Here is a 16938-nt window from a genome sequence, read left to right as displayed (position 1 = left end):
AGTGGGGTTTATCCGTAAATTAGCGGGACGGTTCAGCAAACGTAGTTTCAATTGGTTTCAAAACTCATATTTTAATTATGGTGCATTTGTCAATGACGATAATATCCTGAAATCCAGTGACACATACAATCTGATGAAGCTGATCAGCGACCAGGTCGCATTGACAGATTTCGTTGTGGAAGATGAAACGACAGGTAAAAACTCAAAAGACCCGCGGGCCGATCGTGCTTTGCGGGTTTTAAATTGTCCGAATGATTATTTAACCGGATTTGAATTTAAGAAGCTGCTGACAAATGTATATTTGCTGCGCGGTGACGTGTATCTTTTCTACGATCAAAGCCAGCTACACATTTTGAATAATGCTTATAGCGAGCTGACCAACGCCGGAACGGAGAAAATCACTGTGTCCGGTGAAGTCGTTCCGTCCTACATGGTAAGGCACATTAAAAATATAGGCTTGAGCCATTTGGAGGGTGTTGGCCTGTTAGAGTTGGCAAAGGAAACGCTGGAAGGCGTCATGAACGCTGAAAAGGCGCTGACTGAAAAATATAAAAAGGGAGGGCTTATGGCGTTCCTTCTTAAATTAGAAACGCACCTTTCCCCGACCAACACGAATCAAACCAAAACCGTAAAAGCGATACTTGACCAGCTTGAGGGGATTAAAGATTCAGGGAAAACAAAATTGATTCCTTTAGGCCGAGGATACGAAATTGAAGCGCTTGAATCCCCTGTGGATGATGAAAAAACGCTCAAGTATTTGAATATCTACAAAAAAGATTTAGGTAAGTTTTTCGGGATGGATAAGGACTTGCTGGACAAGCTCGAAGAAAAAGACATGGAACAAGCCATGATGAAGCTTTACACGAGTTGTCTAAAGCCTATTTTTCGCAATATCGAAGAACATTTGACCATTTTATTCTTTGGGAAAAATAGCGGGCTGCGCTTAAAATTCCGTCACAATCTATTAGACTTCGTAGGCATGAAAACCAAAACGGAGATTGCTTACAACCTAGTGCGGACTTCAATCGCCGTTCCTGACGACGCTCGGGAAATGCTCGGATTCAAACGATTGAATACAGAAGAATCCACCAAACTTTATATCAGCAAAGACCTTGTGGGCTTGGACAGGTTGGAAGATGTTCTGAAAAGCAGCCTGAAAGGTGGTGATGAGGATGGATAAAGAGCAGCGGACTTTTCAAATCAAGGGGCTGGAAATTCGGCAGCTTGCAGATCAGGAAGAGGCACCACAAATAACCGGTTATGGGGCTGTTTTTAATAGTCCGGCCGATATTGGCGGGATGTTCACCGAAGTGATCGCGCCCGGAGCCTTTCAAAAAGCGTTATCAAGGCAGGCCGATGTTCGTGCCCTTTTTAATCACAATTGGGATTATGTGCTTGGGCGGACACGCAGCGGCACCCTCCAACTCGAAGAAGATGACAAGGGTTTGAAATTTACTGTTACGCCGCCAGGTACCTCTTGGGCAAATGATCTGCGCAGGAGCATGGAACGCGGTGACATCAATCAATGTTCTTTTGGATTCAACGTAGTAAAAGACGAATGGAATTATGATACATCACCGGCGACACGCACGATTCAAGAGGTAGAACTCTTTGAAATTAGCGTTGTCGCCTTTCCTGCTTATGAGGATACAGAAGCGTCACTTGTCCGATCTGGTGACATTTATCAGAGGGCAAAACAAAAAAATGAGCTGCGGCAAAAAAAGCAGCAACTAATTAATAAAATTCAGGAGGCTATGAAATGAAACTACGCGATATTTTAGAAAAACGTAAAGCGACGATTGAAATTCGTATGAAGGAGCTGCGGGCTGATTTAGAAGGAGACCAAACGGAATCCTCCTCTATCGAAACAATAGAAAAAGAGGTAGCCGAACTGGCCGCGGAACTTGATGCCGTAAAAGCGGAGCTTGAAAATTTAAAAGGCGACGAAGAAAAGCAGCCAGAAGAAGAAGGCGAAAGAGACGGCAACGAAAGCGACGAAGAAAGGGAATCAGATGAAACAGAACAGCGCGGCCAGCAGTTTTTCGATACAGAAAAGAGAGATGCTATTGTCAGCAATATCCTGAAATCTCTATCCTCTGAAAGCCGCAAACAGGCAAAAAAAGGGGAGCAGCGCAAAGCCTTCGCAAACTATCTTGTCGGGCGTATCAGCGAGAACGAAGCGCGGGCGATGGGTGTTGAGACAACTAACGGGAAGGTTTTAATTCCAGAATCTCTATCAAAAGAAATCATTACCTATGCCCAGGAAGAAAACCTGTTGCGGAAATACGGAACCCGCGTTCAGACAAAAGGGACACAAGGTTATCCGGTTCTGGTGAAGAAAGCAAAAGCCCAACGGATTAAAACTGAAAGAACATTGGACAATCCAATTCCGCAGGCCGACATCAATTTTGATGAAGTATTCCTGAACCCTTCTGAAATTGATGCGCTGGTGTTGATCACCAAAAAATTGCTTGCCATGACTGATATGCCTGTTGAACAAACGGTTATTGAAGAGCTGAAAAAATCCTATGTAGAAGAAGAGGCAAATTTCTTCTTCAACTCAACAGATAATCCGGGTTCCTTGATTCAAAAAGCTGTTGCATTTAATCCGGGGAATATGGAGGTTTATGACAAGCTTGTTCGATTGAAAAATTCAGTTCCAACGTCTAAACTCAAAAATTCTCGTTGGATGATGAATAGAGCTGCCCTTACAGCTATTGAAACCTTAAAAGATAAAGATGGAAAGCCATTGTTGCGCGAGGCTTATATTGAAGGGTCCTTCGGTTACAGGATTCTGGGTTATCCGGTTGATGTAACTGATTATGTGGACGGCAGCACGCCGGATGTACCGCGCCTATACTTTGGTGATTTTAGTTCATTCCACATTCAAGATGTCATTAATTCTTTAGAAGTCAGCAAGCTTCTGGAAAAATACAGCGATACAAACCATGTCGGCTTCAAAATCTGGCACTTAAATGACGGCCAATTGATCTACTCACCATTTGAGCCAACAGTATTTAAATTGGAGTTGACGACTGATGGCGGAACTGCATCGGCTTAATGATCGCTTAAAAGAGCATTTAAGGATTGAAGACAGTGAGGAAGATTCCTTGCTGTCTTTTTATTTGCAGTCGGCTGCAAATTACATCAAAAGGGCAACAGGGCACGAGGATGATCATTTGATTATTCTGGCGGCCGGCATCTTTTATGAATTTAGGGTGACGGAAAAAAGCATGAGCCTTGCCCTGGATGCCTTAACCCCGTTAATCCTTCAAGCGGAAATGTGTGGTGATGACAATGCCAGTGAATCCGGGGATGCTCAAGCATAAAATTGAGATTCAAAAGCGGGTGCTAGGGCGCAATCGGGAAACGATGAAGCCGGAATATAATTGGTCAACCTTCACAAAAGCATGGGCCGAAATTATGCAGCCGCGGGATCGTTACATTATCCAAGCATCTGCGGCACACCAGGAGAAAACTGTGTGGTTTCGCATCCGTCATCGGAAGGATATTGAATCAGGCTCTATGCGTGTTGTGTACAAGGGGCAGCCCTTTAAGATCGAAGAGGTCATTCCCGATTTGCAAAATCAGGAGCTTATGACATTGCAATGTGTGGGGTGGGATCATGAGAATAGCAGTTCAAGTTGATGGCTTTGACGATGCTCTTCGCCGTCTTGAAAGGTTTGGGCAAGATGTTGAAAAACGTCAAGTCAGAGCATTGCGAGCCGGCGGGAACGTTTTAAGAGACGGCATGAGGGCGGAGGTTCCTGTATCAGAAATTGATCACAAACACATCAAAGATGATATTAAAGTACGGCAGACACCGAAGAAAGACAGACCGATTCCAAACGCAGTCAGCTTTGATATTGGCCCCGGAAAGGAAACGGCTTGGCGGGCGAAGTTTGTTCATAACGGCTATGTTGCAAAAAACGGCCGGTTCGTACGAGGCAACCCGTTTGCTGTTCGGGCTTATCGGCTTAAACGCGTGGCAATCAACCAGGCTGTCATGAATGAAATGCGGAAAGGGGCAAGGTCATGATTAATTATGAACCGTACATCGTAAAAGCCCTTTTAGATGATCCTGACGTATTTCAGATGACTGACGGCCGGATATATGCCGGAAACTTCCCTTTAGAGGAATCTCGTGAATATCCTCACATTTTAGTTCTGGAGATGGATAACGTTGATAAGGACTATGAGGACAATAAAGCCGTATCAGCGGAAATTGATATACAGATCAACCTATGGGTGAAGGCTGACGACAACATAGGGCCTTTACAAACCGCGGTGGATAAAAAAATGAAAGCTCTCAATTGTAGACGTATCACTGTTTCTTCCTTTGATGAAGATGATCGTTCTGCTTTTAGAAGAGCTTTTTTATATCGAACAATTGTGAAATTAAAGGAGGAAGATCAATGAGCAGTGTTATTGTAGGTCTTGAAAATTTAGTATATGCCAAGCTCATCAAAGACGAAAAAGGAAATATTCAATATGGACCTGTGCAGCATTTCGCGCCAGCTATTTCAGCAAACGTTGATACATCCAACGAAAACAGCACGTTATACGCAGATAACGGGCCGATTATCGTCAATTCAAATACCGGTGAAACAAAAGTGAAAATAGGGACTTCTGAAATCCCTCAGGCCGTTCTTGCGGAGATTACAGGGCAAAAGATGGTCAAAGGGGTTATTGCATGGAGACAAGACGCTGTTCCGCCATATGTTGCCCTCGGGTTTACGGGAACAAAAGAGGACGGAAATGTGCGCCATGTATGGTTAACCAAAGGCCGTTTTGGCATTCCGGGTACTGATTGGAAAACCAAAGAAGACAAAACAGATTTCCAGACAGAAGAAATTGAAGGCACATTTGTCCAACGAAGTGACAAGGTTTTCAAAATCACCGGTGACAGCAGCGTGGAAGGATATGAAGAATACAGAGATACATTCTTTGATGAAGTATTTGACGTCTCTAAACTTGATAGTTCTTCAACGGTTACGGCTTCAACTTCAACAACAACCACAACTAAAACAAGTACAAGCGAGGGAGCAGCATAATGTCTAAACCTTTGGAAATTACATTACGAATTGACGGTGAAGATGTAGCGTTTACGCAGGAATTTATCCCTTTTAAATTTAAGCGTAAAGCACTTGAAATTGAGAAGTACGCGAGAAGCGATGAGGCAGAACCAGAGGAAGTTGAAAACAGACAGTTGAACCTTATCGTTGAAATTTTTGATAAAAAATTCACAAGAAAGCAGATTAATGACGGTCTGAATACGATCGATCACCGGAATGTGATTTATGACATTATCGGGGTCGGGGTTCTCGGCTACCCAACCCGTGAGGAAATCGAAAAAGAAAAAGAGGATTTTGATCTGGGAAAGCTGCTGGAAAAGGTACAGAAAGAGTCACAATAGATCAGGCATTAGACAACGTCAAAGATATATACATTCAATTGATGGACGAAAGAGGATGGACGCTAAATGAAATTGATAATAGCGACTATCCTTTTTTTATTGAATTGCTAGAGCATCGGGAAAAACTCAAGAACCCGAAAGAGCAACGCAAGCGGGCAAAAACTGTGCCGATAGATCATGTGTTTTAGGTGGGAGGTGAGACTGTGGCAACGGAAAGCTTAGGAAATATGATTTATCGCTTAGGGTTTGATGATGGCGGTTTTTCAGCCGGAATGGACAACGTGGCGGAAAAAATGGCGTTGGTTCGAAGTGAAATGAAGGCTTCTGCATCGCAGTTTGGAGAGCTTGGAGACGCATCCGACAAGCTGCGCCAAAAACAGGAAGGTTTGTCCAAACTGTATCAGCTACAAGGTTCAAAAATCGAACAGTTGCGGGCAAAATATGAAGAGCTCGCGCGTGAAAAAGGAGAAAACTCACAAGCTGCTTTACAACTGGCCCAAAGGATCAACAATGAAACGGCCATGTATAACCGTCTCGGCCGGCAGTTAAGGGCTACGACATTAGAAATTAACACCCAAAATTCTGCATGGACCCGAGCAGGCAGAAGCTTGCAAGAATATGGGGAACGCCTTCAAACCCAAGGCGAACGGCTACAGATGATAGGAAAGGTAGGATTCGCCGGGATTACGGCTCCTATTGGAGTACTCGGGGGTTTGGCTCTTAAATCCGCAGCAGATTTCCAAAAAGCCCAGGGTAAAATCTCATCTTCCTTAAACATGACGAAAGAAGAGGCGCAGGAAGTAGCCAACATATCAAAAGATGTGTGGGTTAGCGGCTTCGGTGAATCACTCGAAGAAGCAAACCAGGGCGTTATTGATGTCAGAAAAAATCTTCAGGGCTTAAAGGGCGAGGAACTTGAGCAGGCCACAAAACGGGCTTATGTTCTCAGAGATACTTTTGAATTTGAAATACCTGAAAGTACTCGGGCAGCCAAAGCCTTGATTGATAACTTTGGTGTGGATGCAGGGAAAGCTTTTGATTACATCACCGTTTCTGCACAAAAAGGCGGCGATTATTCAAACGAGCTTTTAGATACGATCTCAGAATATTCAGCTCAGTTCAAATCAGCGGGGCTTTCCATTGACGGCATGTTTAACATTATGATTCAAGGCGCGCAAAATGGCGCTTGGAACATGGATAAGGTTGGGGATGCGGTCAAAGAATTTAATATCCGCGCTCAGGACGGTTCAAAAACGACTGCCGCAGGCTTTAAAGCTATCGGCCTGGATGCTGACAAGATGGGGGCAGCCATCGCCAAAGGCGGAAAAGAAGGGGAACAAGCCTTCATGGCAACCGTGTCCGCCTTAGCAGCCATGAAAGACCCAATGGAAAAAGATCAGGCCGGTGTCGCTCTATTCGGTACCCAATGGGAAGACTTGCGGGGTAAAGTGGTAACTGCATTGAATCCTACCAAGGATATGCTTGGTGATGTTAAAGGTGCCACAGACAAGGCAGGAAAGGCTTTAAAAGATAACTTCGGGGATCGTGTGGCAAAAGATTTTAGACTATTGCAGACTAATTTACTCCCAGTCGGTGAAATTTTACTTGATAAGATCGAACCAGCTTTGCAAGCGGCAGGAAAGACAGTCAAAGACTTTACGAATTGGTTTCAAGGTCTATCGCCGGCCATGCAGAACACAATCGTTATCGCAGGATTGGTTGCTGCGGCGTTTCCTCCTGTTGTCATTGCTTTGGGTGCAGTTGTATCAAGCATTAGCACCCTCACTGGTGCCCTGGGCAGAGGTGCCGCAGCATTCGGTAGATACAGAGCCGAAGCAGCACTGACCCAACGATCAACGGCACAATTAGCGGCCGCAAACACAGCGGCAGCCGTACAAATGAACGCAAGCGGTGCGGCATTATCTCGGAATACTCGGGGCCTTCGCGGGTTCAGGGGCGCTGCCGGACTTGCTGGCGGGGCTCTTGCGATGTTTGGCGGCGAATGGGGGTCCGTTCTTGGGGTCGCAACAACATTCGCGCCTGAAATCATAAAGGGCACCAAATCACTCTTTAATTTCCGCGGAGGCGCACGAACAGCAACAGCGGCGGCGGAAACTTTGGGCGGCGGTGCGGCTCAAGCGACTGGCAAATTTGCCGGGTTTGGAGCAAAGGCCCTGGGCCTTGTTAGAAGCCTCGGAAGTGTGTCGCGAATTGCTGGGATTGCCCGGCTTGGTTTCAGTGCATTAGGTGGCCCAATCGGGCTTACGATTACCGGGATCAGCCTATTGGCAGAAGGCGGATACCACCTGTATAACCACATGAAACAAGAACAAATTCCGACGCTGGACAGCTTTGGGAAAAAGGTTTCTGAATCCACGACAAAAGCTGTTTTGGGCTACAAAAAATTAAATGATCAAGCAACTGTCCAGCTTAACAAGCTGCAATGGTCTGGTGAAACCGTCTCTAAAAAAACGGCGGACAGTATCGTTCAAAACTTTGATCAAATGGGCAGCAAGATCAAAACAAGCATCGAGACAAAAGGAAACCAAAGTTACCAGACCCTTAGTAAATTCCTTTCATCCAGTAAAAGCCTGAGTCAGAGGGAACAAAATGCCATTTTAAACAACGTGAAAAAGAAGCAAAGTCAAGAAACTCAGGCTGTTGATAAAGGGCAGAAACAGATCAAAGAAATCTTAAACAAGGCTAGCGCAGAAAAACGCCAGCTTACACAAAAAGAACGGACCCAAATCAACAGCATTCAAAAGAAAATGATGCATACGGCTGTTCAAACCATGAGCAAGAGTGAAGTCGAGCAAAAGGCCATCATGAGCAAGCTCAAAAACGAGTCGAAAAATATTACAGCTCGGCAGGCAGCCGATACAATCAAAAACAGCATAAAAGCCCGTGATGGCTCGGTGAAAGAAGCGAACAAAAAATATGATCAAACTGTGGCAGCAATCGTCCGGGAACGGGATGAGACAGGTTCTATCAGCAAGAAACAAGCTGATAAGTTGATCAAAGAGGCAAAACGGCAGCGCGACGGCTCTGTTAAAAAAGCAGAGGAGATGCACAAAAATGTTGTAAAGGAAGCAGAGAAACAAGCAGGCGGGCATATTGATCAAGTTGATAAAGAAACAGGCGATGTCCTCACAAGATGGGATAATTATGTTATTGATCAGGCAGTCATTGTCAATACCGTCACCGGCGGAATTAATAAGATTCTTGAATTTATGCATATCCCAACCATTCCAGAATGGACACCAAAAGGCTACAATAGCAAAAAAGGTAAAAAGCTGAATGGTAAATATGCAAAAGGAACAAATTTTCACCCTGGTGGGGCGGCATTAGTCGGTGAGGAAGGTTGGGAGCTGGCGCATTCGCCGGGAATCGGTACGTATGTTGTCGGTATGAGCGGCCCACAAATTTGGGATCTCCCGCGTGGAACTTCTGTACTTCCTCATGATGAATCTAAAAAGCTAACATCTATGACGCAGATGCCTGGCTATGCCGGCGGGGTCGGCGACTTTTTCAAAAAGGCTGTGGATGGCTCTAAAAAGATGGTCAATGGGGCTGTATCTTTTGGAAAAAGCGTCGTAGATAAAGTCGGGGATGTCAGCGCGGCTGCAATGGATTTACTTACCAACGGTCCAGGTAAATTAATCAAAAAATTGTTTAATGGGCTGATCCCATACAAATCAGGGAAAGGCATTGACTCATTTGCAACCGGTATAATCAAGATTTTAAAAAATGGGGCTACCGAATTTCTAAAAGGGGTTATGCCGGATCAGGAAACATTCAAAGGAACTGGCGGGACGAAAGCCGTCAACCAATGGGTAACGGAAGCGGTCGGCATCGCGGGCGTGCCTATTTCGTGGATTCCTGGGCTTGTTACAATCGCCATGAAGGAAAGCGGCGGAAATCCGAACGCTATCAACCTATGGGATTCTAACGCAAAAGCCGGACATCCAAGTCAGGGCCTAATGCAAACGATCCCATCCACCTTCAACGCCTATAAGTTCCCGGGACATAATAACATATTAAACCCTATAGACAACATTCTTGCAGCCATTAACTATATCAAGGCGCGATATGGAAATATATCAAATCATCCAGGTTTAAAATCGATGGCCCGAGGCGGCGGATATGTTGGATATGCTGCGGGCGGAGTATCACCGGGCGCAGGCGGCACAAAACTTGCGGCTTTGAACGAAAGAGGGTATGACGAGCATATCATTACGACGGACCCGAAATATCGCGAAAGAAGTATCGGGATTTGGGCCAGAGCCGGGCAAGAATTAGGCATCCCAGCGCAGACCGTTCCGCAAATGCCGTCCATTGAACCGATCACACAGCGTCAGGATCAACAAATTGCATTGCTAATAGAACAAAACGCTCTTTTAAGAGAAATTGCAGCAAAAGAGGGCGATGTGATCATGTACGGTAAGAAAGTTGGCAAGGTCTTAACGGCTATCAGTACAAAAGAATTCAATGATAGAAGCTCATTGATTGGAGGGATTTCATGAGGGATTTGGATTTGATCATAGGTGATAAACCCATAAGCGAAATTCTGCCCGGTGTGTCTCTCCTATCATTCGTCCCTGAATCTCCGGGTTTTGAACGTCAGACCGTTACCGTGAAAAATAGAAACGGTCTGATTATGCCATCAAAAAACAATCCGGGACGGTACAAAGAAAGAAAAATAGCGGCTGAATTTGCAATCGAAGCCCACAACGCAGAGCAATTCTATTTGTATCGTTCGAATTTATATAGCTTGCTTGTCACTCAAGACCCGTATTATGTGATTCACTCATATGAGCCAAATAAACGATGGCTTGTGACGGCAGATGATGTGTTTTCTATTTCCCAAGATAGTGGGAAACTGGCAAACACTTTTTCTGTTACATTTACGGCTATTCAAGGATTGGCTGAATCTGTTTATGACAGTACTATTCCTGTGAACTTACAGGGAGAACGATTTAATCTAGGGATGAATATAAGCAAATTCAGCGAGCAGCCTTTTCAATTTAAAAACAAGAACCGTTTCAGCGTATACAATTTTGGGGATGTCACCCTATCCCCTATTGAGCATGATTACAAAGTGCAAATGTACTTTGAAGGCAAAGACATTAAGATCACAAATAAAACAACCGGGGACAGCATAACGCTTTCCGGGAGCCATTCAAAAAAGAATCTTTTGACGGTGGTCAAACAATATATCGTCAAAGGAAGTGAGGTCATTTCTACCCGCGGCCGGTTCCCGGAACTTGCGCCAGGAGAAAATGAAATTTCAATTGAAAATGCAGATTATAGTGACCTTCATTTCATTACACGATTTTACTATAAGTAGGGGGGCGGTAAAAGGTGAATCAAATGTATGTTCAAGATCGGTTTACAGGTCAAAAATATGAAATTGTAGATGCCGCCCCACGTGTAACGGATGGAGTTGACGGGAAAAAAATTCTGGATTTTACTCTTGAAAATAGTTTAAGTGACCCATTGGCATTTAATGCGTTAACTGGCCGTAATCTTATCGTTATCGATGAGAGGGTTTTTAAAAATCAAAAATATGTCATTCGAAATGTTCAAATCTCTCAAGATGGAGAATGGCTATCAAAGTCGATCTCGGCCAATCATATTTACGTCTTTTTGCTTGGAAAAAATCGCGTAGATGACGTGATAACGGGGGAAATTTCTCTTGATAAAGCCCTTAGACACGCCCTGAAAGGCAGCAATTTCACTTTTGAAATTATGGCTGATGCCAGAGACATCAAGCCCGTAAAAACTGATAGTTTTGGGGATTCTTTTTCCATTGACCTGATGGACTCTATCGCCTCTAATTACAATGTTGAATTTGATGTGAATAATAAGCATATCTACGTGTATAAAAAGATGGGCCGTAGAATTAATAAAACCCTTGATACTAGGGCAAATATACAAGGACTACAGATTCAAATATCCGAAGATAATACGGCCACACGCGGGCGCGGCTATGGGAAACAAAAAGAAGAAAAAGACATGTTGGGTGACGAATCAATCGGATACGAATCAAAAACGGGTTCATGGACTTATGATGAGTCATTAAAAGCTGATAAAACATCAAAAATTGGTTCAGCTTTTACTTTCTCTTTTACAGGCACAGGATTCAGGTTTAAAACTCTGACTTCGAAGCTTGGCGGTAAATGGGAATTTGTCATTGATAAAGATACAACGAAGACGATTTCAGTTTATAAAGACAATGATCCGAAAGAGGAAGTTATAGAAGTGGTCCGGGGCTTGGACCATAAAAAGCATAATGTCGTGGCAACCTTTAAAAGCAAGGACAGCAAAAACCCAAACACAAAAGGCACAAAAGGTGCTGCGCCAGTTATGTACTTGCTTCGCGGAAATATATTTGAGATTTACAGAGAATTTAAAAATGAAGATGAAAAATATGTGTTTCCTCCCGTCCTTTTTGTTCATCCGAATGAAAAGGATTTTTTAATTGAAGGGCAGCCGACATGGGCAGAAACCATAAGAGACGAATCGATTACAAAGGCGGAAGATATGAAAGCCCTCTTGAAACAAAAAGTTAATCCGTTTCCAGAGGTCACAGTTGATATTGATTTTGAAGAAATTGAGGTCCCTGAGTTGAAAGGCATAGAAGACAAGATCACAAAAGGGGATACCATCCACGTCATTGCGGATACGCCTCAAAACGGCATTACATTTGAGGATGATCTGCGCGCGGTGAGTATGGTCTATAATCCGTTGGATGACATCGAAAAGCCAGAAGTCACTTTCTCCAACTTTAGAAAAGACCTGATTGATATTCAACTGGACAGCAGGCGCCGCATTAAAAAACAAGAAAGGTATCTGATCGAACAAAAAAATCAGATACTGGCCCAAATACAGGCGGCCAAAGCGGAGCTTCTTAATGTGGTGAACGCAACACAAAGCAAAATCCCCGGAAACTTTACGTATACACTGACCTTTAATTCTGGTGTTTGGGCGGTCACGGGCGGTCCGGGGAATGTTTCTGTCAGTTCTTCTGCCCTCCTTTTGGAAACTGATGATGATTTTCAAATTAAGTATGTAACAGCTGAGAGCTCAATTGTCATGAAACAAAACAACGTTTCTGCCTCTGTTGATTATGAAGAAAATCAAACTGACAGCTTTACAGTTTCCCTTCTTCAAAACGGAAAACTATTGAATCCAGTAAACGCCCCGGAAGGTTCAAAAATAACAATTCTGATCGTGGGATACAGTTAAAAGGAAAGTTGGTGATAGTCATGTTTCACTTGGAAAAGCAGCATAATCCTGTCCCTAATGGAAAGCTTCTTTCACAATTGGACGAAAATGCACGGTTGACGGAAGAGGCAATTAACGGCAATATCAAAGCTTTAAATTCCCATAAGAAAGCAGCAACAGCCCACAAGTCGGATCAGATCGATCACGGCGGGTTTACAGTTGCGAACCGATTAGATAATTTAAATGCGCGGTTCGGTAACCTGGTTGTAAACCACGACGGGAAAGATGTAAAAGAGGTCGTGGATGCCAGAGTGACAACTGACGGGAAAATCGCACAAACGTTGAAAGACCGGCTGGATTTTGAATTTAATAAGCTTGAACAGAAAATAAAAAGAGAAGTAAGTGTGGACGATTTCGGTGCTGTTCCGGATGGGGAAACCGACAGCACGGAAGCATTCAGAAAGGCCGTAGGGGACGGCAATGTAAGGGTCCATTTAAGTGCTGGCACTTATGTGGTTCGAGGGGCTAAATTGCCATCCTGGACCTATCTGATTGGTCAAGGGAAAGGTGTTACCATTCTCAAACTGCATGAGGACACACCGGCCAGCGAATGGGTCATCACAAATGCCGATTATGAAAACGGGAACCGAAATATTTTTGTACAAGGTATGTCCCTTGATTGGAATCCGGACAGGCAGGGAGGCGTCGGGGCTACCGGCGGCCAGCATTCAAGCTGTTTGACCTTTGCAAATGTGAAATTTGGATGGGTGAAAGACGTTGAGGCCATTAACGCGGGTTTGCACGGATTTGATATAACAGCGCCCACATATGATCATCTTGCATCTACACAATATACAAAAGACGGATGCCGATATATATGGCTGGACAACTGTGTCGCTTATGGGGCTGGGGACGATGGGATTACCACGCACTACAGTGAATACATTTTTATTTCAAATTCTTATTCGTTTGATCAACGCGGTACAGCTCACCCGAAAGGGCAGTCAAACTCAAACGGCATTGAAATTGATGACGGATCAAAACATGTTTGGCTAATCAATAACTTTACATCCGGCAATATCCGGGGTGTAGAAGTTAAGGCACATAAGGAATGGCCGGCAGCCCGAAACGTTCACGTCATTGGGCATGTGTCTTATCATGATGTGCGCTGCTTTGATCTACGACATATCGGGCATCACAAAGCAGAAGATCCGGAAAGCACAACGGCCTACGATGTCACCCTTACGGATTGTACTGCAATCGAACCGATATTCAATGATATGTATGAAGGATTGTCTCCGCGTGCGTTAGTGATTTCAGCTTATAAAAACGTAGCTGTCAGCAACTTTACTGCAATAGGTGATCCTTTATATGACTATAAGGATAACCCGGTCATTGCCTTGCAGTATCGAAGCCGAAACATTTCATTGAACAATATCACAATCAGGGGATTTAAAAAAGCAGGCTTTGATATTCGTCTTTATGGCGGCCCGCAAAAAACGGATAATGTCAACCTGTCCAATTTTGCATTTTATAAGTCGGCCAAGCAGGGAATAGGGATCGGCGGCGGGGTGTACTCCGTGAATATCTCAAATGGAATTATGGAAGGAGAAGGCGGGACCTACGGGATTACGTCGCCCAATTCACAGGCAAACATTAATAATGTGCAGACGTCCGGCTACTCCTACGCGGCCATGATTAAGGGGAACAAGTACAAATTTGTACCAACGAATTTCAAAGGAGGATTCCGAGGGGCGACGACTTCCGGGGCTCCTTTAGATCCAACAAGTGCGATTATAGCGGCAACAGGCGACAACATAGCAAAAGGGCCGCGGAATTTTATGGGCGGGGTTGCCGGCGGCTCTTCCACAGAAGGATCGCGTCAGGCCGTTATAGCGTCCAACAATTCGCACACGAAAGGAGACGGACCGGCACGGGCAGTAATCGCTTCCCAGGCAGTTATCAACACTGACAGCTATTCACTGGCTGGCGGATACGGCAGCGGAACCCCTTCGGAAGAAAATATCAAATGGAAAATCGGCTCCACAAACGGAAATATCCAAGGTGTTGGCCGCGTGGAAAGCGTGTCCGACTTCAAAGACCTTGCGGAATATTTTGAGTCCAAAGACGGCCGCAAAATTGAATCCGGTTATCTGGTGACCTTGGACGGAGACAAGATCAGGAAAGCCGAAAAAGGGGACAGGGTCCTCGGTGTTATTTCTGAGACGGCCGGGGTCGTTATGGGCGGTGCGGCTTTCTATTGGAATGACCGGTATCTTAGAAATGAGTTTGGCGGCATGATCTACGAAACGATTATCGATGACAGCGGCCGGAAACTCAAAATTCCAAAAGAAAATCCAAACTATAACCCTGATCTTGAATACATCCCGCGGGAGGAACGGGATGAGTGGCATGTCGTCGGGTTGATCGGCCAGGTATACGTCAGGATTGATGAGACTGTCCAGGCCGGGGACCGAATCGTCCCAGCTGGCGGAATGGGAACTAAATCAGAAGATGGCGCAGGCTTTTACGTGATGCGTATTAAGCAGCCGTATTCTCTTCAAAAAGGATACGGTCTTGCCCAGATTTTCATACACCCACAGATGTAAGGAGGTTCAGTGATGATCTATAAAGAAGGTGAAGTAACTTTTGATATTAATGCTCGGGAATCCCCGGCTAAATCAACGAAAATACAATTTTTCACCCAGGACACGGGCAGCGCAAAGCTGTCTTTTTCTTTTACAAAAGACGGCGCCCCGTTGCCTCTTTCGGCGGTAGACGCCAAAATAGTCCTTCTGTATGCGGATGACTCGTTTTATAAACGCAGCCTGGCGCTGACGGACAAGGTAAACGGGAAAGCTGAATACGTACTATCTGATGAAGAATTGAAACACTACGGCCAGGTAAGGGCTGAAATCAAGCTTTATTACACAAACGGCCAAGCTATCGCAACGGTTTATTTTACTTTCTTCATCGTGAAAACGCTCGAGGATCAAAATATTGTCCCGGTGGCGGAATATTACATTGATGATGTGGAATCGTTCCGGGCTGGTTTAAATAAAACCATGGATGAAATTAGTCAGACGGTTGAGGAACTTAAAGCCAAGTTTACCGATCTTGAGAACATCGAGACAAAGGACGGTGCGCAGGAGAAGGCCGACACCGCGGAACAAAACGCCAAAAAATACACGGATGCCCAAGCAGCATCCAAAACTGATTTTGAAAGTCATAAGGCTGATGCTGTCAGCCATATAACGGCAGACGAAAGAAAAGCATGGAACGCAAAGGAAACACCGTCAGGAGCTCAAGCGAAGGCGGATGCAGCAGAGAAGAAAGCAAAGGAATATGCTGATCAAGCGGCCGCGAATATTGTTGATTCGGCTCCGGAAACGCTCAATACGTTGAACGAGCTGGCCGAGGCCCTCGGCAACGATCCAAATTTTGCAACGACCATGACTACCCTTATTGGAACAAAAGAGACTCCGGCCGCCGCGCAAGAAAAAGCGGATAAAGCATTGGGTGACGCAAAAGCATACACGGATACCCATACAAAAAACGCATCGATCCACGTCACTCAGTCAGACAAAGACAAATGGAACGGCGGCCAGTTATCCAAAATAACCAATGACACCGGGGGTGTTTTTGTTTCGATTGGTGATACTGACGATTTTCTTGTGAAGCTTGTACAAGCTGGAAAACGATTCGGTACTTTTTATTCGACTGGCAAAGCCGCAAACGCGCCAAGTACAAATTCAACAAGAGGATTTTTTCATTTTACTGCAACCGATAGCAATGGGTTGGGGACATTTGGTTATGTAATAGCCGTTGATTGGAGAAATAACGTTTTTTCAAACTATGTAGACGGAAACCTGGGCTGGCAGGGCTGGCGCCGGCTTCTATCAGATGCCGATATTTCCCCGGCCTGGAACACTGCTACGCTTGTAAATGGGGCAACACAGGATACGAACTATCCATTGAAATTCTCCGTTAGTAACAACGTTCTATGGTTACGTGGCTCTGTCGGTTCGTTGCCGGCTCCGGGTACTGTAGTAGCGAAGTTCACAAATAAACCAACACAGGTTACAGATTTTACGGCTCCGACGATCGGATCGTTTGGATCAGCACGCTTTGCATTTACAACCGACGGAGAACTAAGGTTTGACGGATTTATTTATGTCAATGATGCAACGAAGGTCACGAGAGTGTCGATCAATGAACCAATCCCATTGTGGTAAAGCACTTTAAAGGTGCTTTTTATTTTTGCCTCAAAGGAGGTGAAAACGATGTGAGAACAG

General features: G+C 44.7%; 14 protein-coding genes. All 14 read left to right on the top strand.

All coding sequences use genetic code 11. The features are described from left to right. Nucleotide 1 precedes the first annotated feature (1 nt). The 14 genes from MHB78_RS20460 to MHB78_RS20395 all read left to right on the top strand — a co-directional run bounded on the left by MHB78_RS20460 (nt 2) and on the right by MHB78_RS20395 (nt 16878). A complete protein-coding gene (locus MHB78_RS20460; RefSeq protein WP_046129162.1) occupies nt 2–1180 on the top strand; it encodes a phage portal protein in 1179 nt (392 codons plus the stop codon). Continuing rightward, the gene (locus MHB78_RS20455; protein ID WP_046129163.1) at nt 1173–1763 is read left to right on the top strand and encodes an HK97 family phage prohead protease; all 591 of its coding nucleotides are present in this window, start codon (nt 1173–1175) and stop codon (nt 1761–1763) included. The genes MHB78_RS20460 and MHB78_RS20455 overlap by 8 nt, the downstream gene beginning before the upstream one ends. Continuing rightward, nucleotides 1760–3061 carry a phage major capsid protein gene (locus MHB78_RS20450; RefSeq protein WP_046129164.1) on the top strand — a complete coding sequence of 434 codons (1302 nt, stop codon included), beginning with the start codon at nt 1760–1762 and terminating at the stop codon, nt 3059–3061. The genes MHB78_RS20455 and MHB78_RS20450 overlap by 4 nt, the downstream gene beginning before the upstream one ends. Then, nucleotides 3039–3329, top strand: coding sequence for a head-tail connector protein (locus MHB78_RS20445; RefSeq protein WP_335496492.1), 291 nt, complete (start codon nt 3039–3041; stop codon nt 3327–3329). Before MHB78_RS20450 ends, MHB78_RS20445 begins: the two co-directional genes overlap by 23 nt. Next, nucleotides 3292–3648, top strand: coding sequence for a phage head closure protein (locus MHB78_RS20440; protein ID WP_340034063.1), 357 nt, complete (start codon nt 3292–3294; stop codon nt 3646–3648). Before MHB78_RS20445 ends, MHB78_RS20440 begins: the two co-directional genes overlap by 38 nt. Further along, the gene (locus tag MHB78_RS20435; protein WP_052948491.1) at nt 3626–4039 is read left to right on the top strand and encodes an HK97-gp10 family putative phage morphogenesis protein; all 414 of its coding nucleotides are present in this window, start codon (nt 3626–3628) and stop codon (nt 4037–4039) included. Before MHB78_RS20440 ends, MHB78_RS20435 begins: the two co-directional genes overlap by 23 nt. Beyond that, a complete protein-coding gene (locus tag MHB78_RS20430; protein ID WP_340033089.1) occupies nt 4036–4419 on the top strand; it encodes a hypothetical protein in 384 nt (127 codons plus the stop codon). Before MHB78_RS20435 ends, MHB78_RS20430 begins: the two co-directional genes overlap by 4 nt. Next, nucleotides 4416–5054, top strand: a complete 639-nt coding sequence (locus tag MHB78_RS20425; RefSeq protein ID WP_340033088.1) for a major tail protein — start codon at nt 4416–4418, stop codon at nt 5052–5054. The genes MHB78_RS20430 and MHB78_RS20425 overlap by 4 nt, the downstream gene beginning before the upstream one ends. Further along, nucleotides 5054–5416, top strand: a complete 363-nt coding sequence (locus MHB78_RS20420; protein ID WP_043054118.1) for a hypothetical protein — start codon at nt 5054–5056, stop codon at nt 5414–5416. Before MHB78_RS20425 ends, MHB78_RS20420 begins: the two co-directional genes overlap by 1 nt. Nucleotides 5417–5619: 203 nt before the next feature. Then, entirely contained in the window at nt 5620–9939 is a 4320-nt protein-coding gene (locus MHB78_RS20415; protein ID WP_340033087.1) for a phage tail tape measure protein, read from the top strand. Continuing rightward, entirely contained in the window at nt 9936–10763 is an 828-nt protein-coding gene (locus MHB78_RS20410; RefSeq protein ID WP_046129169.1) for a phage tail domain-containing protein, read from the top strand. Before MHB78_RS20415 ends, MHB78_RS20410 begins: the two co-directional genes overlap by 4 nt. A 23-nt stretch (nt 10764–10786) precedes the next feature. Next, entirely contained in the window at nt 10787–12664 is a 1878-nt protein-coding gene (locus MHB78_RS20405) for a prophage endopeptidase tail family protein (RefSeq protein ID WP_340034113.1), read from the top strand. Nucleotides 12665–12684: 20 nt separating this feature from the next. Further along, nucleotides 12685–15252 (top strand): peptidase G2 autoproteolytic cleavage domain-containing protein, encoded by a 2568-nt coding sequence (locus MHB78_RS20400; protein WP_340033086.1) that lies wholly within the window; start codon nt 12685–12687, stop codon nt 15250–15252. Nucleotides 15253–15264: 12 nt separating this feature from the next. Continuing rightward, entirely contained in the window at nt 15265–16878 is a 1614-nt protein-coding gene (locus tag MHB78_RS20395) for a BppU family phage baseplate upper protein (protein WP_340033085.1), read from the top strand. The last annotated feature ends 60 nt before the right edge of the window (nt 16879–16938 follow it).

Origin of the sequence: Bacillus sp. FSL K6-0138 (genome assembly GCF_037982765.1) — a bacterium.
GTDB classification, from domain to species: domain Bacteria; phylum Bacillota; class Bacilli; order Bacillales; family Bacillaceae; genus Bacillus; species Bacillus glycinifermentans.
This window is presented reverse-complemented; position numbering and strand designations above follow the sequence as displayed.